The organism is Noviherbaspirillum saxi, from assembly GCF_003591035.1.
GTDB classification, from domain to species: domain Bacteria; phylum Pseudomonadota; class Gammaproteobacteria; order Burkholderiales; family Burkholderiaceae_D; genus Noviherbaspirillum; species Noviherbaspirillum saxi.
In genome coordinates this window covers 704,366-726,729 of record NZ_QYUO01000002.1, presented here as the reverse complement: position 1 = coordinate 726,729, position 22,364 = coordinate 704,366, and the positions used below count along the sequence as shown (strand labels likewise).

At 54.0% G+C, this 22,364-nt stretch carries 19 protein-coding genes; 4 read left to right on the top strand and 15 right to left on the bottom strand.

The window, feature by feature from the left end; translation table 11 throughout:
• Nucleotides 1-129 precede the first annotated feature (129 nt).
• The 5 genes from D3871_RS19170 to D3871_RS19150 are packed head-to-tail and all read right to left on the bottom strand — an operon-like array spanning nucleotide 130 to nucleotide 4,558.
• A complete protein-coding gene (locus D3871_RS19170; protein ID WP_119770669.1) occupies nucleotides 130-1,263 on the bottom strand; it encodes a branched-chain amino acid ABC transporter substrate-binding protein in 1,134 nt (377 codons plus the stop codon).
• A 12-nt stretch (nucleotides 1,264-1,275) separates the two neighbouring features.
• On the bottom strand, nucleotides 1,276-1,989 hold the full coding sequence (locus D3871_RS19165; RefSeq protein WP_119770668.1) for an HAD family hydrolase: 714 nt from the start codon (nucleotides 1,987-1,989) through the stop codon (nucleotides 1,276-1,278).
• 12 nt (nucleotides 1,990-2,001) lie between these two features.
• Nucleotides 2,002-2,757: an enoyl-CoA hydratase/isomerase family protein gene (locus D3871_RS19160; RefSeq protein ID WP_119770667.1), complete on the bottom strand. Its 756-nt coding sequence runs from the start codon at nucleotides 2,755-2,757 to the stop codon at nucleotides 2,002-2,004.
• Nucleotides 2,754-4,106, bottom strand: coding sequence for a phenylacetate--CoA ligase family protein (locus D3871_RS19155; RefSeq protein ID WP_119770666.1), 1,353 nt, complete (start codon nucleotides 4,104-4,106; stop codon nucleotides 2,754-2,756). Before D3871_RS19155 ends, D3871_RS19160 begins: the two co-directional genes overlap by 4 nt.
• Before the next feature lie 35 nt (nucleotides 4,107-4,141).
• The gene (locus D3871_RS19150) at nucleotides 4,142-4,558 is read right to left on the bottom strand and encodes a thioesterase family protein (protein ID WP_119770665.1); all 417 of its coding nucleotides are present in this window, start codon (nucleotides 4,556-4,558) and stop codon (nucleotides 4,142-4,144) included.
• A 417-nt stretch (nucleotides 4,559-4,975) separates the two neighbouring features.
• On the opposite strand from D3871_RS19150, the gene D3871_RS19145 reads away from it, so the two are divergent.
• Nucleotides 4,976-5,917 carry a LysR family transcriptional regulator gene (locus D3871_RS19145; protein WP_119770664.1) on the top strand — a complete coding sequence of 314 codons (942 nt, stop codon included), beginning with the start codon at nucleotides 4,976-4,978 and terminating at the stop codon, nucleotides 5,915-5,917.
• 380 nt (nucleotides 5,918-6,297) lie between these two features.
• Entirely contained in the window at nucleotides 6,298-7,287 is a 990-nt protein-coding gene (locus D3871_RS19140) for a porin (RefSeq protein WP_119770663.1), read from the top strand.
• Nucleotides 7,288-7,989: 702 nt separating this feature from the next.
• On the opposite strand, the gene panB is transcribed toward D3871_RS19140, so the two are convergent.
• The 7 genes from panB to D3871_RS19105 form a co-directional block, all read right to left on the bottom strand.
• Complete coding sequence (gene panB / locus D3871_RS19135; protein ID WP_119770662.1) at nucleotides 7,990-8,820, bottom strand: 3-methyl-2-oxobutanoate hydroxymethyltransferase; 831 nt, start codon at nucleotides 8,818-8,820, stop codon at nucleotides 7,990-7,992.
• Between the two features lie 761 nt (nucleotides 8,821-9,581).
• The gene (argE, locus tag D3871_RS19130) at nucleotides 9,582-10,766 is read right to left on the bottom strand and encodes an acetylornithine deacetylase (protein ID WP_119770661.1); all 1,185 of its coding nucleotides are present in this window, start codon (nucleotides 10,764-10,766) and stop codon (nucleotides 9,582-9,584) included.
• A gap of 46 nt (nucleotides 10,767-10,812) precedes the next feature.
• On the bottom strand, nucleotides 10,813-11,814 hold the full coding sequence (locus D3871_RS19125) for an ABC transporter ATP-binding protein (protein ID WP_119770660.1): 1,002 nt from the start codon (nucleotides 11,812-11,814) through the stop codon (nucleotides 10,813-10,815).
• Nucleotides 11,811-12,806, bottom strand: a complete 996-nt coding sequence (locus D3871_RS19120) for an ABC transporter ATP-binding protein (protein WP_119770659.1) — start codon at nucleotides 12,804-12,806, stop codon at nucleotides 11,811-11,813. The genes D3871_RS19125 and D3871_RS19120 overlap by 4 nt, the downstream gene beginning before the upstream one ends.
• Nucleotides 12,807-12,819: 13 nt before the next feature.
• Complete coding sequence (locus D3871_RS19115) at nucleotides 12,820-13,743, bottom strand: ABC transporter permease (RefSeq protein ID WP_119770658.1); 924 nt, start codon at nucleotides 13,741-13,743, stop codon at nucleotides 12,820-12,822.
• A 3-nt stretch (nucleotides 13,744-13,746) separates the two neighbouring features.
• Nucleotides 13,747-14,724 carry an ABC transporter permease gene (locus D3871_RS19110; RefSeq protein ID WP_119770657.1) on the bottom strand — a complete coding sequence of 326 codons (978 nt, stop codon included), beginning with the start codon at nucleotides 14,722-14,724 and terminating at the stop codon, nucleotides 13,747-13,749.
• Between the two features lie 50 nt (nucleotides 14,725-14,774).
• Nucleotides 14,775-16,370: an ABC transporter substrate-binding protein gene (locus tag D3871_RS19105; protein WP_119770656.1), complete on the bottom strand. Its 1,596-nt coding sequence runs from the start codon at nucleotides 16,368-16,370 to the stop codon at nucleotides 14,775-14,777.
• A gap of 505 nt (nucleotides 16,371-16,875) precedes the next feature.
• On the opposite strand from D3871_RS19105, the gene D3871_RS19100 reads away from it, so the two are divergent.
• Together D3871_RS19100 and D3871_RS19095 are read left to right on the top strand one after the other, a co-directional pair.
• A complete protein-coding gene (locus tag D3871_RS19100) occupies nucleotides 16,876-17,808 on the top strand; it encodes an aldo/keto reductase (RefSeq protein ID WP_119770655.1) in 933 nt (310 codons plus the stop codon).
• A complete protein-coding gene (locus tag D3871_RS19095; RefSeq protein ID WP_119770654.1) occupies nucleotides 17,808-18,482 on the top strand; it encodes a DUF6064 family protein in 675 nt (224 codons plus the stop codon). Before D3871_RS19100 ends, D3871_RS19095 begins: the two co-directional genes overlap by 1 nt.
• 13 nt (nucleotides 18,483-18,495) lie before the next feature.
• Here the strand turns inward: D3871_RS19095 and D3871_RS19090 are convergent, their stop codons facing one another.
• The 3 genes from D3871_RS19090 to D3871_RS19080 are packed head-to-tail and all read right to left on the bottom strand — an operon-like array spanning nucleotide 18,496 to nucleotide 22,359.
• Entirely contained in the window at nucleotides 18,496-19,311 is an 816-nt protein-coding gene (locus tag D3871_RS19090; protein WP_119770653.1) for an HpcH/HpaI aldolase family protein, read from the bottom strand.
• Nucleotides 19,289-20,527 (bottom strand): type III PLP-dependent enzyme, encoded by a 1,239-nt coding sequence (locus tag D3871_RS19085; RefSeq protein WP_119770652.1) that lies wholly within the window; start codon nucleotides 20,525-20,527, stop codon nucleotides 19,289-19,291. The genes D3871_RS19090 and D3871_RS19085 overlap by 23 nt, the downstream gene beginning before the upstream one ends.
• On the bottom strand, nucleotides 20,518-22,359 hold the full coding sequence (locus D3871_RS19080; protein ID WP_119770651.1) for an IucA/IucC family protein: 1,842 nt from the start codon (nucleotides 22,357-22,359) through the stop codon (nucleotides 20,518-20,520). The genes D3871_RS19085 and D3871_RS19080 overlap by 10 nt, the downstream gene beginning before the upstream one ends.
• Nucleotides 22,360-22,364 lie beyond the last annotated feature (5 nt).

Sequence of the window (22,364 nt, the reverse complement as noted above, 5' to 3'; positions counted from 1 at the left end):
ATACTAGTCGAAATAGTGAGTGGCTCATTTTGCCGAAGATGTGATTTGACTGATTAGAGTGGATTTCGATTAGGTGACCAGCTTAAGCACAATCTCGCTCAAAGCCAGCCACCTATTCTGTGGATCCGTCTAGCGACGAATAGGTTCGAGCTTCCCACCCACAACTTCGTAGACCGTTACCGGCGCGCCTTCCCAATCCCCTGTGCTATCAAACTTTACGTCCCCGAGTAAGCTGGTAAACTTTGACTTCGCGAGCACTGGAACAAATTTCTTCGGATCGGTCGACTCGGCCTGTTTCATTGCTTCAGCCACGGTAAGAGTCGCGACATAGAATGCCGGAGCGTACACGTCGATATCTGTCCCAAAGGCCTTTTTAAACCGCTCACGAAATGCAGTTCCATTGGGGAGCATGTCTAGCGAGGTACCCCCTTGTGCACAGAATAACTTTCCTTCAACCGCACCACCGGAGAGAGTAATAATGTCCTTTGCACACAGTCCATCACCGCCAAGCAGAGGAATATTCATCTCCAGCTGTTTCATCTGTCGCGCCATCAAGCCGCCCTGGGGATAATATCCACCGAAGAAAATTACTTCAGGCTTCAAAGCCTTCACTTTAGTCAGTATTGACATAAAGTCAGTGGATTTATCAGTGGTAAACTCACGGCCCACGACCTGCATCTTTAACTCATTGGCCCGGCTGATGAATACATCCGCGACCCCGGTGCCATAGCTCGTACGGTCGTCAATCACGGCGACTTTTTTCGCCTTCAGAAATCCGGCGCCAAATCGAGCCATCATCGACCCCATCGTATTATCACTTGCAGCTAAACGAAATACGTAGGGGAAACCTTGTTGCGTCAACTTCGGATTCGAGGACGCTCCGGTAATCATTGGCACCTGCGCGTCGTTGTATAGCTTGGAAGCCGGAATCGAAACACCGGAATTGTAGTGGCCAATCACCGCTTTTACACCTGCGTCGATCAGCTTTTGAGCAGCTGATACCCCTTGCTTCGGATCGCCTTGATCATCTTCCGAAAGAAGCTCAAATTTAACAATATCAGGACCAATACGGAACTTAGAGGCATTAAGCTCTTCAATTGCAAGACGTACGCCTCGCTCGTTGTCCTTGCCACTTACGCTTTGCGCGCCTGTAAGTGGCCCGCTATGTCCAATCTTTACCGTTACCTCTGCGGCCGACGCCGTGAGCGTAAAAAGTCCGGTCATAGATGCACAAAATAATGCCCTAGTGATCGCAAATTTCATTTCTATGTCTCCTCAAAGTTTTAGTGCGGACGGCACTTCGTTTTCCAGCAAAATCCGGACACTGGATAAATCGTGATATTCAAAGTCAGGCCTTGGCTGCCACGTCCCCAAGACGTCACGACCACGATTAATCCATGCCACATTCATCCCAAGTGGCTTTGCTCCATCAATATCCGCCCATGAGGCAAGTGAGCAATGCAGCACATTTTCAGCCGGTACTGCGAGACGCTGAAGGGCAAGCTTGAAAATATCTGAAGAGGGTTTGTATGCCTTGGCCATTTCAGCAGAGGTCACGTGTTCGAAGTACTGAGTTAATTGACTTCGCTGCCACAGATCCGTATCCATGTTTGTAATAGGCATTAGGGGATACCTACTCGCCATCCATGCCAGGACTGCCGGCACCTCCGGGTGTGGTGGCGCCTCTTCTACAAGGTTACTAAGAAAAAGATCGGTAAGAAACGGCAGCTCAATCTGCTTCGAAATGCCGGGCGCGATAGCGTCCAACGTCGTCACCAGCGCACGCTGAGCTACGTCACGATATCGTTGATATTTTTCACCACGGTAAAGCCGGACATTGTTAATGTCCCAATCAAGGTAAATCTCGTCTATACCCTTCGACGGCTTTATACCAATGCGATTGAGTACCTTCTCCATGCCTATAATGCCGCCTTTGTCGACATCGACCAAGGTCCCGAAATAGTCAAAAGTGATTGCTCTAATATCCATAGAATCTCTCTACTAGTTTTTCCCGAATTTTTTAACTCGCTCTGCTGCGTCCGGTGATCCAAAGCAATCGACTGTTGCCCTATGCTCGAGAACAAGCGAGTTTGCTAGCTGTCCCTGCAACTGGGTAGTAAGTAGTTTTTTAAGTCGCCCCACTGACATCGCTGACTTCGTAGAGACAGCTTCCGCGACAGACATAGCCTTCGTTAGCAACTGGTCTTTTGAGACGATCCAGTTAACTATTCCAAGTTTTTGAAGTGTGTCACTGCTCTGTCGCTCTCCGAGGAGCCACAATTCCATTGCCTTCTGATAACCAACGGCCATAGGAAGAAGATAGGTTACGCCTCCTGTTACGAACTGCCCCCAATCCATCTCCGGGAAAAAACATACCAAATCCTCAGTGGCGATCACAAGGTCACAGTTAAGTAACCATTCAAAACCGCCGCCTACTGCGAATCCGTGAATGGCACCAATCACAGGCTTTTCTCCAAACATGAGATCACGAGTAATGCGTTGAATCCTTTCCACGTGACTAGCAATGCTTTCAAGGTCTTTGGCTTGTTCCGCAAAGTCTTTGAGGTCATCTCCCGCGCAGAAAGCACGACCTGCACCATGCAACACAATTGCACTTGTGGCACGGTCGGATTGCGCGCGCTGCAAGGCAACATGGAGATCCTCAAGTAATTGAGTGCCAATTGCATTGAGACGCTCCGGCCGGTTAAGGGTCACTACTCCTACCTGACCCACAACTTTGTAATTTGCATAACTCATACTTCCACCTGTTCTACCCATTTGGTTTTTCCGTCGGTTCGAGGCAATCCTTCGAATGGAATCATCTCCACCACTGCAGTCGATCCAATTCGCCGTTGTATTTCACGTTCGAGTGCCTCGCGCGCGCCATTCCAATCACCTGATGATAGGAGTTGAGCAGCCTCCACTTTTACATCGATACGATCGTACGGGCCAGGTCCACGGAGGACGATTCGAAATTGGCCTGAGCTATACTGCGGGAGTGCCTCGACAGCGGCGCGTACGGCACTCGGGAAGACATTAATACCCCGCACATTGAACATGTCATCAGTCCTTCCTGTAACTCTAAAGCGCCACGCCGTCCGTCCGTCGGGGCCAGCATCGGCTCCGGTAACCGTAACGATATCTCTTGTCCTATAACGAATTAAGGGTTGGCATTCTTTCGCTAGGTGAGTGCAGACAAGTTCGCCTACCGTACCCTCGTTGATAGGCAATCGTTTTCCGCTTTCGGGATCGAGAATCTCAGCAAAGATGACATCGCCTGCGTGAAACAGGAGATCATTTGTCCAGCTAGTTTGCCCGCCCAGAATACTAAGCACCTCCGACAGGCCGAAGTTAGCATTGCGAACTTTAAAGCCCCACTTTTCTTCCATTGCTTCGCGAAAAGCTGGGTTATCGAGCCCGCCTTCCCCTCCAAACAAGCCGAGCCGAAGCCCTAGATCTCTTGGACTAAGGCCGGGAAAGTGGTCACGAAGCACTTTTTCCAGCATTGCGGGATAGGACGGTGTACACGAGATGGCCGTTATGCCAAGATCTTTAATCGACTGAATCAGTTGCGTCGTGTTTCCGACCCCGAAAGGTAATACGGTCGCGCCTGACGCTTCTAGAATCGTATGATCTGTGAAACCCCCAGTCCACATGCAATAGTTAAGACAGTGAACAACGCGATCCCGAGGTCGGAGGCCCGCGGCCCACATGGAACGCGCCCCGACGTGAGCGACTTTTTCCGCATCCTTCTGGGAATTTGACAGAATCAAAGGCCGTCCAGTAGTCCCCGACGTACGGTGCATACGGGCAACGCGTTCCTCGGGGCAGGCAATGTAATTGCCGAAGGGATAGTCCGCTTCCTGGCTTATTCGAAGTTCATCTTTTTCGGTAAGCGGAAGATCTTGAAGATCATCTAAGGAGATATCCCGATCAATATATTGAGCTAGCTTAGTTTGATAGAAACGAGAATGCTTTTTGACGTATTCCCATTGCGACGCCCAACGTGTCTCTTGATATTTTCTCAGGTCGTCAGGCGACAGCGTCTCGAATTCACGATCAAAGAGTGAGTTGTCGTCTAATTCCTGCGGTGCATTTGCGCGCATTATGTTACTCCGTGTTTTGTGTTAACTTCGTTATTTCAGATCGCTTTCCTTCTTAGGGAAGCCTTTTCTTCAATATCGCTTTGTCGGACGATCGCCCGTGCATGTTCTCCCTTTCCCACATCGCCAGCACCGTCATACGCTCTTAGTCGAAACCAAAATAGCGACCCCTCCTGACGCTCAAACGTGGCAACGGCCGTGACAAACGACCCCATTGCTGACGGTGAAAAGTGACTCAGCTGCACCTTGGCGCCCACAGACATCTCGCCATCTTTTAGCAGCGGCTCCAGCAAGCGTGCGCAGGCGCGTTCCATAAGCCCTAACATTGCTGGCGTCGACAGAACTTCTGGATATGATTCGTTCTCGAAATCCGCGAACGCGGCGGCGAGATCGCCCTGCTCTACAATTATTGAGACTGCAGTCGAGTCCCCTGTCTTTAACATGATCTGCTCCATTTAATGATGTTGCAGAATCCCAATTTGCAAGACGCATGCCACGGTCCTTGTATATTAAAAATTCAAGAACTACCTCATTTTTTGGGCGTCTTTCCGGGGTGTTCGGATGCGACGGTTAAGATTTTTTACGATCGGATACTTTACGACCGTAAAAATTCTTAACGGGTATCCAGGGTGATTGAGATGGCAGCTTTCGCTGCATTTACCTTCGGCGCTTTATCCAAGCCAATGTCCAAATCTAACCGTCAACCGTTGAGGCTACGTAGACAAATGGCACGCTGCTTGCAGGGTCAGCGACTACGAATACTTAAATAAAGGTGATATGCACATCTATGCCAAATTCCGCCTTGTAGTTAACCTTGCCCTTATAGCTTTTGTTTTACCTATTCTTGGGCATTTTGTCTGGAGATCCAGCGTATGGAATTGCGCCAGCTAAGATATCTTGCGTCGATAGTGGAGAGCGGAAGCATATCCAGAGCGGCTCAAAGGCTGTATGTTGCTCAGTCTGCACTAAGCCAACAGTTATCAAAACTGGAGGCTGAACTGAACACAAAACTCCTGCATCGGACGGCAACGGGGATACGGCTTACTGAAGATGGTCGAAAGTTCTGTGAGCATGCCAATCAGATTCTGCGGAACGTTGAAGACGCTAAGCGTGCATTTAGTGACAATCCGAACACCCCTGTTGGAACGGTAACGTTAGGAATCCCCCAGAGCGTATCGGCTGCATTGGCGTTACCTCTTTTTGTCGCGGCGAAGCAGCGACTTCCCCGTGTAACGCTACTGATCACCGAGGAGCTTACCGGTAACCTTGAAAACCAGTTAATCGATGAGAGGCTGGACATGTCGGTTCTGTTTGACGATGGAAAGCTAAATCGGTTTGACTATAAGGCACTAGCTCGAGAGCAGCTCTTTCTGGTATCGACTCCCGATTTCCTGGGGATATCCATTAGCGCTGCAATATCACCCAGTGATGCTCTACGTCAGCCGCTCATTCTCCCTTCTTATCCACATGGTGTACGCATCCAGGTCGAGCGAATGGCGCGTAGCCTTAGTCAATTTGAGTCTAATTTGGTGGCGGAGATTAACTCTGTTGCTATCCTTCGAAGCGCACTTTTAGCAAAGTTAGGCGCAACAATTCTACCAATGGCTCCGGTGAGGGACCTTCTCGACACCGGCTTACTAGTCGCACAGGAAATCGCATCCCCGGCAGCAACACGAACTCTCTGCCTTTGCACGCCAAGCGGAGCAGCACCATCGCAGGCTGGCGCCGCCGTCAGCAAGTTAGTTGCTGAGGTAGTAGGCACCTTGTGTGAGGATGGGCGATGGTTAGGCGCCGCAGCTTTGAATGTTCCTTGAACCATCGTAAAAGTTTCATAGGGAGCGTTGCAGATCTACCTCTCGCATGCCCATCTGATTAATAGAATCCGGATCTCAAAGTCATATTTCCATATGAAAGTCAATGAACCCTAATATCGTAATCGCTGTGACTGCAGCAAATGCCTCCATTGATATACCCCGTTCGGATCGAGTCGAAAGATGGCTCAGGATCTGCTTCACGAGAGCTGGCCAAGGTATTTAGGCAGGGCGACACAATCGCCCGATGCTTAAATGATCCGTTTTTTATCAAATTCCTGGGTGTCGTTAAACGATTGAATGCAGTTGTAATAAAAATTATAGCTAAAGAATCGGCACCTACCAGGCGCTAAACACATATTTAACATCCAACGAGAGAGAAAATGAAGAAATCAAACTTGGCCCTTGCAGTCCTTTGTACGATGGCCACATGTTCGTGGGCGCAGACATCGGTTACCGTATATGGCGTTATGGACCTTGGTGTAGTTTCAGAAGGTGGTGGTCCGGGAGGATCAGTTTTGAAGTTGAGCAGCGGCGTCAGTGCTGGTAGTAGACTCGGCTTTCGTGGTAGCGAGGACTTAGGTGGCGGACTCAGTGCTAAGTTTGTTATTGAATCGGGTATTGCGGCCGATACAGGTGGATTAAACCAAGGCGGATTGACATTTGGGCGTCAAGCATTTGTCGGGCTCGACGGTGGATTTGGTTCGATTACCGCTGGCCGCCAGTACGCGCCACACTTTCTCGCCGTCGATGATATTGACCCGTTCGGAACTGGGTTGGCCGGCAATTCGACCAACCTGCTGGGTACGACGGCACGGATGAGCAACGCGTTGATTTACACTACCCCTTCCGTCGGTGGTTTCAACGGGCAACTCGCCTACGGGTTTGGTGAAATAGCCGGTGATGCCTCGGCAAATCGTCAAATGGGCTTACGATTGGGATACAGCGCTGGTCCGTTCAGTGGTGGACTCGCACATCATCATACCAATGATCCGAGTGGTACGACGGCAGCGAAAAACACGTTAATATCGGCGAAGTATGACTTTAATTTCGGTTGGGTTAGCTTGGGTTACAACGTCAACGACGGCGCGCCTGGCAACGATAGCCGTGACGTCCTCGTTGGCCTTAGCGTCCCGGCAGGAACTGGCACCATTATGGCCTCTTACGTGCGCAAAGATGATCGTAGCGCATTAAATCGGGATGCAGCTCAGATTGGCATCGGCTATATCCACAACGTATCGAAGCGTACTGCGCTATATACATCATACGCCCGCATTGACAATGATAACGGAGCGATGTACACCGTCGGCAACGCCATCGAGGCCGGATCTGGAAATCGCGCATTTAATTTCGGGGTGCGTCATCGATTTTAACTTGTGATTCGCGAAGGGCCAGCGCAATGCGCTGGCCAACCGCACCTGAGAGCTGTAAACATGTCGTTCTGTAAAGCGTGCTCGATAACTCATTTACATAGCAGACCCGTTATTACTTCAATGTCCACATAAACCTGAACCCACGATATTTCTCGGACTTTAAGAATGGACGTTTTCCTTATTCAGGACGCCGATATCGGCCTAGCCAGCTTCATCGGGTAGGGTAAGAAAGATATTTTTTAAGTGATGTTCTTTTGCTTTGCACTGGAAATCTGTCATGTCATTGACTCAACTCGAACCGCTGTTTGCTCACGAATTTAATTACCTTCTCGAGGTTATCCGACGGGATATGCGATCTCAACGTATTAAGTCCCATGAAGATAGTACAAATGCTTTTGAATATGGCGCAAACGTGAGGCGTAATATTCATCTATTGGAAACACTGAATCCTAAGGCAAGCAAGTCTAACGTTTATACGCTTATAGGCCGGTCTAGCGCAGCGGCACCGACGAGTGCAGATTCGTTCTGGTATGCGAAACGCTTGCAATCCGGCTCTTAGGTTGAGATTCGGCGTACGCGTGTACTTCCGACACATAACTATTGCGTCGGAAGTAAGGTAGTAGAGGGATGTCGAGATGGCGTGTTAATTGCGGACTTTGACGCTGGCACCATCTGTGTTTTAACTCGATTAGGTTACTGACGTCAGTAGCAATGTGTGTCATTGGGGAAAGCGTTGGATTTGACTTCTTCGACGTAGCTACGTATTGCTGCTTCTATGCTTTGACACCCGTCCATGAAGTTCTTAACAAACCGGGCTTTGCGTCCGCTGCTAATTCCTAACATATCGTGCATCACGAGAACCTGACCTGAACAATACGGACCGGCTCCGATTCCTATGGCCGGTATAGATAAGGCCTCAGTAATTTCCTTACTGATCAATTTCGGTACCGCTTCAATGACAACCAATTTTGCGCCTGCGTTCTGAAGCACTAGCGCGTCGTCTTTAATTAACTTGGCGGCTTCAATGGTTTTACCTTGAACCTTGTAGCCACCAAGGCTGTGGACATATTGCGGCGTAAGGCCTACGTGTGCGCAAACTGGTATTCCGCGTTCGACAAGACGACTGACGATATCTCTTAGCCAAGCACCACCTTCCAGTTTCACCATCTGAGCGCCTGCTTGCATAAGCTTTGCGGCATGGTCTATGGCTGAGCCGGGAGTTGCGTACGTACCATAAGGCATGTCGGCTATGAGAAATGCTGACGAATTCCCGCGCGATACGCATTTGGTGTGGTACACCATATGCCCTAACGTCACTGGCAGAGTTGATGCGTGACCCTGGCATACATTCCCAAGCGAGTCTCCCACAAATAAGATATCTACTCCGCATCGGTCCATAAGTGCCGCAAAACTGGAATCGTAGCAGGTCAGCATTGCAATCCTCTCGCCGTCTATGTACATCCGAAGCAGAGAATTTATGTCTTTCCGTCCGACGCGGTTCGATACAATGGATGCGATGTTTTTTTCAATCATTGTCGCCTCAACATATTGAGCTTAGCTTGCTTTGAAATTTTATTGTTCTGTTTTAGGGCCTGTTGACATTCAGTTTGGGAGTGCGAAGGTGTCCTATGCGTTGTAGGGCTAGGCGCGGCGACGCGACGTAGCGGTGCTACGGCAAGGAGCCGCAACAACGCCATGCGACGCATAGGACACCTTCCCGAAGGGTTCGAGCCAAAACGCGCGCTACCGGCGTTGCATGGCTAGCAAAGGCGTCCAGCCTTTGCGTCGCCACGCGCCACCGCCAGCACGCGTTTTGGCTCGAACGCATCTCCCAAACTGAATGTCAACAGGCCCTAATACCGCGTTACCCTAGCAGTAGGCGGCCGTTGCAACAAGGTTTTTGAATTGGTTCCGAATTAATCACGACGTAGCGCGCAAATTAACGAGATGTCAGATAGTTTTGCGGGAAATGACAGTAAAAAGTATGTCTCCCTCCTTCACAAGTTGCAGCAGATAGATTCGGCTAGGGGCACGAGCGAACTTGTCGGAATGTACGTAAATTCCCAAGAGATATTTAGTTGTCGTGCTCATGGAATTTGATGTTGCCTCGCCATGAATTGTTCAAATATCGTCTCGGTATCCGCCCCTCCGCTCGTCCGAAACGGGATTGCTGATATGCAAGGGCTACTCGGGGCCGTTAACGGCCTTGCCTGTACTCGAAACGTACAACGGCGCGTGCACTCGAGATGTTTGCTTCACTGGCGCTGTCATGATCTCACTCCACTCAGCTCTGGTTATTTGCTGGATTCATCCATAAGCCGCAGTAAAAACGCTTCACATTGCGCCAACTGCTGAAGCGATACATACTCATTCGGCCGATGCGCTTCTTCGATGCTGCCGGGGCCACATACGACAGTAGGAATGCCGGCACGCTGAAACAGCCCTGCCTCAGTGCCGTAGGAAACGGCGCCATTGGGCTTATTGCGCGACAGCGATGCCGCGAGTTGAACAATGGCATCGCTCTCCTCCATTGCAAGACCGGGAGCGGCTGCCAGCCATTCGAAGTCAATGGCTGCATCCGGTTCGACACGGCGCATTTCGGGTACCAGTGTTGCGGCGAAGTCCTGTACCTCCTGATACAACTTCTCTGCCTCCACGCCCGGCAGCGTACGGGCTTCAAACTGAAACTCGCAGTCCTTCGGCACAATGTTGGACGCCAAGCCGCCTCGGATGAGGCCGGTCTGCATGGTGGTATAAGGCACGGTGAACCCGTAATTGCGCGTCTCCAGCTGTGCCATCCGATCAGCCATCTGACGGATGTAGACGATGATGCGCGCTGCATACTCTACTGCGTTCACACCCAGGGTCGTGTAGCTGGAATGGGCTTCCCGTCCACGGACACAGCAGCGGAACCGGTGCGTACCCTTGTGCGCGATGATCGGCTGCATCGATGTCGGTTCTCCGACGATACACCCTGCTGGTTTCAAGCCTATTTCCTCGAGGTCCCTGATCAGGCCACGGACGCCGACACAGCCAATCTCTTCGTCGTACGACAGCGCAAAATGCAATGCCGAGTCCATATCTGCTTCCAGAAACTTCGGCGCTAGTGCAAGCACGGTGCCGATATAACCTTTCATGTCGGCGGAGCCTCGCCCATACAGTCGTCCTTCCTTGATCGTCGCGGTAAAGGGATCCGTGTCCCAGGCCTGACCATCCACTGGGACCACATCGGTGTGGCCGGAGAGGACGATGCCGGGTCGCTTCCCTTCGCCAAGCGTGGCGAACAGGTTTGCTTTCTTGCCGGTCGCATCATAGGTAAGCCGTGACTTCACTCCCATGGCGCCAAGATAGTCGCGTGTCCACTCGATCAGCCCCAGATTGGAATCCCGCGAGACAGTCGGATACGCGATCAGCCGTTCAATCATGTTCAATGTTTCGGCGGAGGGCATGGCGACAGCGGCTTCGTTATTGGCATTCATGGCAAGAATCCTGGTTATGCATGAGGGTATGTATGAAAATCGCGAATCAACCGTTCAGGTGACATGCGGAAAAATGTTGTGGTGCAATTTCCTTGAGTATCGGTCGTTCCGCCGAACAGCGCGGCATGGCATGCGGACAGCGTGGGTGAAAATGACACCCTGTTGGCGGATTCAATGGCGAGGGAATCTCTCCATGCACTGCCATGAACTCGATTTTCTTCACTTCCAGCTTCGGCGCCGAAGTCAGCAGCGCCACGGTGTAGGGATGGTTCGCGCAAGCAAAGACTTCAGATGCCGGCGCAGATTCCACCACTCGCCCCAGGTACATGATCACCACCCTGTCGGACAAATGCTTTACGACGCCCAAATCGTGACTGATAAACAGATAGGTCAGATTCATTTCGTCACGCAAACGAATGAAAAGATTGAGCACTTGTGCCTGGATCGATACGTCGAGCGCCGCAACCGCTTCATCGCATATCAAGAATTCCGGCTTGACGGCCAGTGCGCGTGCAATCCCCACACGGGCACGCTGGCCGCCGGAGAACTGATGGGGAAACCTGCGCAACATAGCGGGATCAAGTCCTACGCGTTGTAGTAGCCCTTCCACGTAGTCCTTCTGCTCCGAAGCACTCACCATGCCGTGTGTCACCGGCGCTTCACCAACAATGTCATGCACGCGCATGCGGGGGTTTAGCGAAGCATAGGGATCCTGGAAGATCATTTGTATGCCAAGCTGCTTGCGCCGGCGAATCGCCGGCGCGAATTTGTCTATTTCCTCTCCCTTCCACCAACGAGTACCGAAGGTCATGCTGTGCAACCCCACAGCCATGCGCCCCAGCGTCGACTTCCCACATCCGGACTCGCCAACCAGACCAACTACCTCGCCTGGATAGACAGCCAGACTGACGTCATCGACCGCATGCACCACTTCTTCTTTCATGCCGGCGCCAAATACATTGGCAATCTTCGCAGCCGCATCAAGGCCTTTGACAAATCGCTTGCTGACATGTTGCAATTCAAGCAAAGGCTGAGTAAGCGTGTTCATTGCACCACCTCCGGCACAACCGTCACTGGATGGAAGCAACGCAGCGTCCTCCCGTCATACTGTTCCAGCACCGGAGCAGTGGCGCAAACTTCGGTTGCATGGTCGCAGCGTGACCTGAATGCACACCCGCTGGGGAGGTTCATCAATGAAGGCGTCATGCCACGAATCTGCTTCAGTGGCTGTCCGTGAGGATTGCGCGACGGTGCCGATGCGATCAAGCCGTAGGTGTAGGGATGGCGCGGCGCTTCGAGCACTTGATGGACGGTGCCGCTCTCTACGATTTTCCCGGCATACATCACGCACACCGTATCGGCCAGACCCGCCACGACAGAAAGATCATGTGTAATCCAGATTAGCGAGGTGCCGGATTCGCGGCAGAGCTTCTGCATTTCATACAGAATTTGCCCTTGGATCGTTACATCGAGGGCTGTTGTCGGTTCATCGCAGATGATGAGTTCAGGCTTATTTAATAGTGCAATGGCAATGGCGACACGTTGGCGCATCCCGCCGGAGAACTGGTGAGGGTAGGCGACCAGACGCTCATCCGGGGATGAAATACCGACGCGGGCCAGTGCGTCGCGGGACATCTCGCGGGCGACTGTCCTGCTGACTTTCTGGTGTGCAAATATGGCTTCCATCATCTGCGTATCGATACGCAACACCGGATTGAGCGTCATCATCGGATCCTGGAAAATCATCGCGATGCGGTTGCCGCGCACCGCGCGCATCTGTTCCTGTGTCAGTCCGCGCAACTCTTTCCCCTGCAGCCGAATGCTCCCGCTTACCAGTCTGCCGGGCGGATCGATCAGACCCATGATGGAATAGCCTGTCATCGATTTTCCGGAACCGGATTCCCCGACGAGCCCCATGATTTCACCACGATTGACAGTGAAGGATACGTCGTCCACGGCTTTGACGATACCGCCGTGCGTGAAAAAATGAGTTTTCAGATTTTCTACGATGAGAGCCGGATGTTGATCCTGTGTTGTCATCGCATTCCTATCATCATTGCGTTTGGAGGCGTGGGTTAAGCACGTCGCGCAAATGGTCTGCGACGAGATTGATTGCCACAACAGTAACCAGCAATGCCAGTCCCGGGAAAAAGCTGATCCAATATTTTCCTGATAGTAAATACTGGAAGCCGTTCGCAATCAGCAGCCCAAGGGACGGTTCCGTTACCGGAAGGCCGAGTCCGAGAAACGACAGGGTGGCTTCCAGCGAAATGGCGGACGCGACCTGCAAGGCAGCAATCACGATGAGTGGCGGCAGGCAGTTCGGCAATAGGTGGCGGAAGATGATACGCATCGGAGACAGGCCGAGACAGATGGCGGCTTCGATGTACTCTTTCTTTCGTTCCACCAGCGCGGCGCTGCGTGCGGTACGGGCATAGTATGCCCATTGCACGGCAACCAGCGCAATGATGATTTTCCCGATACCCTGCCCTGTCAATGCGAGCAGGATCAGCGCAATGAGAATGGGAGGGAAGGAAAGCTGGATGTCGGCGATGCGCATCACGAAAGCTTCTACGCGCCCGCCCGCATAGCCGGCCAGCAGACCCAGCGACAGTCCGATGACGAGCGCGATCACCGTACTCGACACCCCTACGATCACTGAAATACGGATGCCGTACAGGATAGCCGATAGCATGTCACGTCCCTGCTCGTCCGTACCCAGCAAATATTTTACTGAACCGTCTACCGACCTCTCGCCGGGCTGTAAACGGGAATCCATCACATCGAGCTTGGACAAATCGTAGGGATTCTGCGGTGAGAGGACTGGCGCAAAAACCGCAGCCAGGATAATCAATAACAGTACGACAAAGCCGAATGTTGCAACCTTGCTCGAAAAGAATTGCCGTACGAAACGCTGGAACGGTGTTTCGGCCTTAGCAAGCGCTGGTGTTACTTCAGGCGCTGCTTCCATCAGCATGGTCTATCCCCTCGCATCAGACAGGCGCACTCTTGGATCGAGCAATGAATACACCACGTCGACGACAAGATTGATCAGTATGAAAATTACGACGATGAGCATCAGGTACGCAACGATCACCGGTCGGTCCAGTACACGGATGGAATCTATGATCAGCTTGCCCATGCCAGGCCAGGCAAACACTGACTCCGTGACGATGGCAAATGCAATAATCGAGCCGAACTGCAACGCGATCACAGTCACGATCGGAATCAGGATATTCTTCAGCACATGCACACCGATGATACGCTTGTTGGATAAGCCTTTAGCGCGTGCGAACTTGACATAGTCTTGCAGCAACGCCTCCTGCGCGCCCGCACGGGTCAGGCGAACCACCAGGGCAATATTGAATAGCGAGAGATTCAGCGCCGGCAAAAACAGATGCTTCAATCCATCCCAACTCAGAAAACTGACGGGTATGCCGAGCAACTCCTGCGTCGGTCCGCGCCCGCTGGACGGCAGCCAGCCCAGTTGCACGGCAAACAGCATGATGAGCATCAGGCCAACCCAGAACGTGGGCAGTGAAAAACCGAGGATCGACACCGCCATGATGGTTTTACCCGCAATGCTGTTGGGACGCAGGCCTGCCCACAAACCGAGTGGAATGCCGAGCACAATGGAAAAAAGGATGGCAGTGACGGCGAGTTCCATGGTGGCTGGCATGCGTTCGAAAATCAGCGTGAGTGCCGGGGTCGAGAAAGCGAACGAGCGGCCCATGTCGCCGGAGAGCGCATTTTTAAGGAAGATAAAATATTGCTGCCAAAGCGGCTTGTCCAAGCCGAAAGAAGCGATTGTCCGGGCACGTTCTGCCTGGTCGGCATCAGGACTGAGCAGCACGTCGATAGGGTTGCCGATTGCATAAACCCCCACGAAGACCAGCAGCGACATGACAAGAAGCACCGCGACGCTTTGCAGCAGGCGCCGAATGATAAATACCAGCATGGTTCAGCTCGCAGGAAAATGTCCGCCCTCGAATGAAGGCGGACGGATCATTATTGCGGGCGGAAGCCGTAAGCGTGGGTACGCTCGTCGGTGCGAGGTGTATAGGCAAAGCCTTTACGTGCCGCCCATGTCGTTACCTGCTGGTGGATAGGAATGATGCCGTACTCATTGATGGCAATGGCGGCGGCATCCTGCAAAAGTTTTAGCCGTTGCTGGTCGTCGACGGTATTGACAGCCTTGCCCAAGGTTTCATTCAGCTTGGGGTTGCAGTACTTCAACCAGTTGAATCCGCCGAAACCGCGTGCCGGATCGTCGCATGCAACCAAGGCACGCAAGGGCGAGGAGGCTTCGCCGGTCTGCGCGCCCCAGCCGAGCAGACCGAGCGAGTATTCGCGTTTGGCGCCACGCGATGAGTAAACCGACATCGGCATGCCTTCTACCTTGGCAGCGATGCCAATACGTGACAGCATCTGAGCGATGGTTTGGGTGATTTTCTCGTCGTTGACGTAACGGTTGTTCGGCGTATGGATCGTGATGCCGAATCCATCCGCATAGCCGGCTTCCGCAAGCAGCTTTTTCGCGCCTTCCGGATCGTACTTTGGCACTTTCAGCTCCGGGTTGTGGCCGAACAGATTGGGCGGCACCAGATTATTGGTCGGCTCCGACAATCCCTCCATCACACGGTCCTTGATCGCATCGCGGTTGATCGACATTGATATCGCCTGACGAACGCGAACGTCCTGCAGTGGGTTCTTGTCAAGCGGTTTGCCATCTTTCGTGGTCACGAAAGGCGATTTTTCCCGGCTGGCGTCCGGATAAAGGAAGATCATCCGGTGAGAAATTTTGGAGTACATGCCGATATTGCTGTCGCTGCGGATGCGAGCGAGGTCGGGCGTGGGCACATTTTCAATTGCCTGCACATCGCCGGCGAGCAGTGCGGCAATACGGGTAGCGCCGTTTGGAATAAAGCGCAGCGTCACCTTGTTCCACTCCGCCCTCTTGCCCCAATAAGCATCGTTGCGCTCGAGTTCGACGCGATCGTCGCGCTGGAATCGAACAAACTTGTAACGACTGGTGCCGACCATGCCTTTGCCGCTGGAGAAATCATCGCTGGAAATCCCCTCGGTAGCCTTCTTCGACACAATGTAGATCGAAGTCAGGTCAGGCAGGAGAAGTGGATACGGTTCCTTCGTGATAAAGCGAATGGTGTGGGCATCAATGATCTTTTTCTCGGCGATGCTCTTGGTATAAACATCGAATTTTCCAGGGCTGCCGACGATCGTCGCGGGACGCTCCATCGACCATGCAACGTCGGCTGTCGTCAACTCGCTGCCGTCATGAAACTTTATGCCCTTGCGCAGCTTGAACTCCCAGGTTGTTTCATTGACGAGCGTCCAGGATTCGGCCAGGGCGGGAATGATTTTGCTATCGGGATCCATTGTTACCAATGGTTCGAAGATGTGATCCGATACATTCAGATTGGCGAACAGGTTATAGAAATGCGGATCCATCGAGGTAGGAGGCGAACTCAATCCGAGCCGAAACTCCTGGGCATACAACACGGCCGGGGAAATCGCGACGACGGTGGCGATCGATGCAGCGATTAACCTGCGCTTGGCTCGTTGTGAGAGCGACGACAGATACATGGTGAATCTCCTTTGTCATGTTATGCATTGGGAGCTTGCTGCCAGTAGTCACGCGGTTTAGCGTTAAAATAATATACACATTCTCTTGTTTTTGTGATTGACCTTAAGCAATCAGCGAATTGGTGTTGTGGTATCTCACGGTTCTCGGCAAGAAATTTTCAAACTGCCGATGTTCTGCATCGACTTACGCAACGCCTTAGGAATGTGTACGGAATAAGTTACCGATTTGGACGCGTCCGATGGGATGCGAAGCAAGGCGCGAGAAGGAGTCATAGCGAGCTATGGCGACGCCGAGCAACGCTGCAGCGCGCCCGTCGGACGTGGATCAAATCGGGAAATTATTTCGTGCACGTTCCTTAAATAGACGTACCGTAGCCTGTGGCCGAATTCGGATCATCAGCGCGATAATTGCCGCCACGTCACCTGGTTCCCAATACACGAAGATCTGCGCGGGACTGCAGTCTTGCCAGCTTCGACACAGCAGGATCCAACGGGAGTGTTCTCCATGGAGCAAACTTTACCGCCACGCCGCCGCCATCTGCTCCAGCTCTTGCTGGCGCTGGGAGCAGGCGTCGTACTTGGCCCTGCGACCGGAACGATGCCACAACGCGTCTTGATCACACGCCCCATCCCCTCCACCGGCGAAGCCTTGCCCGTAATCGGCTTAGGAAGCTGGATCACCTTCAATGTAGGCAACGACCGTGTTGCCCGCGCCGCTTGCACGGAGGTCATGCGCAACTTTTTCGATGCCGGTGGCCGGATGATCGATTCTTCACCGATGTATGGTTCCTCCCAGGAAGTCATTGGTGAGGGCTTGAAGAAACTGGGCAATCCACCGCGCCTATTCTCCGCCGACAAGGTCTGGATCGCTTCCGGCGCACGCGGGCCGAGCCAGATCGAGACATCGCGCCAACATTGGGGCGTGGCGCGTTTCGACTTATTGCAAGTACACAATCTGCTCTCCTGGCAAGAGCACCTGCAGACGCTTTTTTCCATGAAGTCGGCGGGCCAGCTTCGTTATGTCGGGATCACTACCTCGGAAGGCCGCCGCCATCTGGAAATGGAGCAGATCATGCGCAACCATCCGCTCGATTTCGTGCAGCTCACCTACAACATTCTCGACCGCGAAGTTGAAGCACGCATTCTGCCATTGGCGCGCGAGCGCGGCATCGCCGTCATCGTGAACCGGCCGTTTCGCCAAGGAGCGTTGATCAAGGCGATGGAACGCCATCCGCTGCCGCCGCTGGCAGCGGATATCGATTGCGCGAACTGGGCCCAGTTCCTGCTCAAGTTCATCGTTTCCCATCCGGCCGTCACGTGCGCCATTCCGGCAACCTCCAGCGTGGCCCATATCGGCGAGAACATGGGTGCGGCGCTTGGACGTCTGCCGGATGAGACAACGCGCCGCCGCATGATCGCCTATGTCGAGAAGCTCTGATGTCTGAGTGGTGGACCTATACGCTATCGGATTTTCTACTGTTCTCGGCGCGCACCTACTATCGCCTGTTCGAAGTCTATAACAGCGAAATATGGCCGGCCCAGGTCCTGGCACTTGCACTCGGCTTCGCGACGCTGGTGTGCCTGTTCCGAACCGAGGCGTGGCGGGGGCGTATTGTTGCGGCGATTCTCGCAGTGTGCTGGTTGTGGGTGGCATGGGCATTTCACGTTGAGCGCTATGCCACCATCAACTGGGTTGCAAATTACTTTGCGGCTGGCTTCATGATCGAGGCGGCGCTTCTGATGTGGATAGGGGCGATTCGCGGTCAACTGCACTTCAACCCGACTGGCAATGCGAGCCATCTTGTCGGCTTTGGCATGTTCCTCTTCGCGCTGCTATTTCAACCGCTGATTGGTGCGCTTGCGGGACGACCGTGGCTGCAAGCCGAAATCTTCGGTATTGCACCTGATCCTACCGTCGTCGCAACGCTCGGTGTCCTGCTGCTCACATCAAATCGGATTTACCGGGTGCTTCTTCCCATTCCAGTCATCTGGTGCGGAATCAGTGGCGCTACGCTGTGGACTATGGAGGCCCCAGATGCGTTGATAATGTCGTTCGCTGCACTGCTAACCTTGATCCTGACTGCGTGGAAAGCGCGGTTGCCCTCTGCTTAGCGGTAAACACGTCTTAGCCTGACATCGGCCTCTTGACATTCGCAACGGCGTCAAGCGGATTGCCTGCGTATCGCATCACGCTTACATGCGCCTTGAGTGCGCGGAAACTGACACTGCGGTCGTCCCCCAGCAAGTACGCCTGCACACCGCGCTCCTTCCATCGGCTCAACTGATCCGCAGTCCGTGGGATCGCGCAGAATTTGACTTCGTGCTGATCGCAAGCGGTCGCAATCCTGTCGATTGCAGCTTGCACGCTCGGATGCTGCGCCTGCCCAGGCACGCCATACGACTGGGATAAATCGATCGCCCCTTCCAGCACCATGTCGATGCCGGCGACGGACAGGATTGCATCCAGGTTGCCGACACCCTCGCTGTCCTCGACCATCGCCACCACCATGATTTCGGCATTGGCACGCTCAAAATACGTCGGCAGATCGATGGTGCCGAAGCCGGTGGTACGCCCGCCGCTGATGCCGCGGCTGCCCAACGGGTGATACCGGCTGGCAGCAACCGCTTGCTCGGCATCGGCGCGGGTGCGTACATGGGGCACGACGATCCCGAGCGCGCCGCAATCCAGCGCGCGCAGGATATTTTCCGGTGCCGCGTTCGGCACCCTGACCAGGGTGGTCATGCCGGCACACTCGGCTGCCCGCACCATGTTTTCCAGCGTCTCGGGATTGACGCACACGTGCTCCATGTCCAGGATCACGAAGTCGTAACCCGCATAACCGATCATCTCGACCACCAGCGGCGATGGAATCGAATTGAGCAGTCCGAATACCGTCTTGCCGTCGGCGAGCGCCCGCTTAAGCTTGTTCGCGCGCAGCATGTGCACCCTCCTCTACCGGCAAATACCATTGCAGCGGATGCGGATGCCGCAGGAAATCGTGATGCGAAATATGCCAGGCATACGCGCCCGCATAAGGGAATACCACCAGATCGTTGCAGCGGACGGTCTCGACGGGCGCATCGAAGGCCAGCAGGTCCTTCGGTGTGCAAAGCTGGCCCACCACGCTGACCCGCTCATTCGATACCGCGGAACGGGGAAACGCATAGGGCCATGTATCGACCGGCAGCACATGGAAAGGATGGCTGTGGCCTTGCGCATAAGGAGTCCGAAAATGATGCGAGCCGCCCCGTCCAATCACAAAGATCTTGCCGTAGGTGCGCTTGATGTCGATTACCTGCATCGCGTAGTAACCGCAGGCCGCGGTGATGTAGCGGCCCAGCTCGAAGCGCACCCTGACTCCCGGTAAACCGCTCTTGTCCAGCAGCGCGGACAATCCGCTACTGAAATCGACCCAATCGAACTGCCGGTCCGGCTGCCGGTAATTGATGCCGATGCCGCCGCCGACATTGACCTGGGCTATGGATAGCCGGTATTGCTCGCACCATTGCCGCACCTGCTTCAGGTAGGCGCGCAGGAGTTGCAGATGCGCCTGCGCATCGAGCTGGTGCGACAGCAAATGAAAATGGAAACCGCGCAGCTGGATCTCGGGATAGTTGTGCAACCATGCGAGGCATTCCTGCAACTGCTGCGCGGGAATGCCGAACGGGGTCGGCTTTCCGCCCATCATCAGGGTGGTTTCGGCGAGACTGTCGAGCGCCAGATTGATGCGCAACAGCACCGCTTGTGTCTTGCCGGTCCGGTCAAGAATTGCGGCCAGACGCTGCAGCTCGTTCAGGCTTTCCACATGTAGGCAATCGACATGCTGTGCGACTGCCGCCTCCAGTTCGCTGTCCAGTTTTCCCGGCCCGCTGAAAATCACCGGTACTTCGGCGAAATGTTCCCGCACCCATGCCAGCTCGCCGCCGGACGACACTTCGAAGCCGTGCACCAATGGCGCCAGCGTTTGCAAAACGGGCAGATCGGAATTGGCCTTGATGGCATAGAACAGTTCGCATCCTGCCGGCAGGGAATCGACCACGCGAACCGCGTTCCGGCGCAAGCCTTCAAGGTCGTAGAGATAAGCGCACAAGGGTTCGTCGGATGCGGCTTGCGCCGCGCGGATGCTTGCGAAGACTTCAGCCAATCTCAGTTCCACGCCTTATCCTCCGCAAGCATGCCGAGCGGGTTGGTCACCGGGAGATAGGTGGTGGCACGGTCGGCGCGTTTTAAAAAGCGGTTCAGCAAATTCGTCTTGCCCGGAAACGGTTCGCCATCCAGCAAGGCCTTGATGCGTTGCGCCGAGTGCCCATCGCCATACTGGCTTTGATAAACATGCAAATGATGCCGCACCATCGACCACAAGCGTTGTTGCAGGCGAGGATTGCCCGCGCCGATCTGGCTGATCGCTTCGCAGAAATTGTTCACGAACAGGCAATAGGCAATGCGCTTCCATCCCAGGTCGTTGCTGTACCAGAGCGCTTCGCGGGCGCGCGGGCTGACGTGCTGCAACTGCCGTTCGCCATAACGTTCGCTGACCAGCTTGACGCCTTCGAAGTCGCGCAGGAATACCTGTTGCGGTTCACCTTCGGCCACGCCGATGACCACATTCTGCAAATGCGGTTCGAAAATCACACCATGCTCGAAATAGCAGTACAGCACCGGGTACATGACTTCCGCGACATAGCGCGAAAACCATTGTTCGGCTGCCTCCGCCGTCGACAAGGACCAGCGCTGTTCCATGTGCGCCAGCAATTCACGCACGCGCCGTTCGCCATGGAGATGGTTGCCGAATAACGCACCGGCCAGCAAGGGCGTGACATCGGGCTGCAGCGTCTCCTTGAAACTGCGCCGCAGGATCATGCCGAAGCCTTCGGTCACCTCCTTGTCGAGTTGCGCATTGTTCAGCTTTAGATCCACCGAAATGAAAGCTGGCTCTTCCAGCACGCGGGCGCCGGGGAATTGCTGCTGCAACGCGGGCATCAGTTCGCGCATGATTCGCGTGACCTGCAACGCGCCTTCCAACTCGTACACCGCGTTCTTGCGCACGCAGTTGGTGATACGGATGTTCAGCGAGCCTTTATAGAAATACGGATTGTCCGGGTGGAACAGCGTACGGATCGATGAGGTCGGAAAATACGCTTCCCCTTGCGGGCCGAGATCGCGAATACGGCCCGTACGAATCGCTTGCGCCACGCTCGTGTGCTCCTGCAGGTAGCGCGCCTGCCAGGGATGGACCGGAATCAGCGCATAGTCATGGTCGGCGACAAGGCCGGCAGGTGCCTGCTCTGCAATGATCTGGTCACAGGATGTCGTGAGTACCGATTGCTGCAGCAGGTACTCGCGGCGCACCGCGAAATAATGCAGGGGAAATTTTGCGCTCATTTCCGGTGAATACCGCAGCATGTCGTCATAGGAAACGCCCTGGCGGCTTTTCGGCGCGGGGTGGAATGGATGGCCGAATACCAGCGACTGCTCGGATTCGATGAATGCCTGCAACGGCTCTGCCGCGAAAGGCCCCGGGCGCGCCGACTGCAGCACCGCAGCAGTAACGGTCACGCTATCGCGGATTTGCTGCATCAGCTCGTCGTTCGGCGGCGTGTCGGTTTGCAAGGACAATTCGCGTAACAGCCATCCGGCCAAACCTTCCCAGTCGAGCAAGTTCCATGGTTTGGCCGGCGCCTTGCAGTAGAACGGCGATCGGTAACGGTAATTGCCCGTGGCGGAAGGCTCTTCCACCACTGTCAGCAGCCGCGTGCCGATCAACGGCAAGCGGATATGCATGATACTGCCGCCACTCTGGCGCAATGCCATATGCACTGACTGCGGCCAGTCGTTCTGGCCAAAAAGCGGTCCGATCTGCAATTGTCCCTGCGGCTGCGCCACCTCGCGGCAATAACAGTTCAATAGCGTTTCCATTGAACGCCGGCCAGCTTCCTGTCGCGCCATCAGCGCGGGATCGATGGCGTATGCCAGATTATTTGCTTGCATGATTT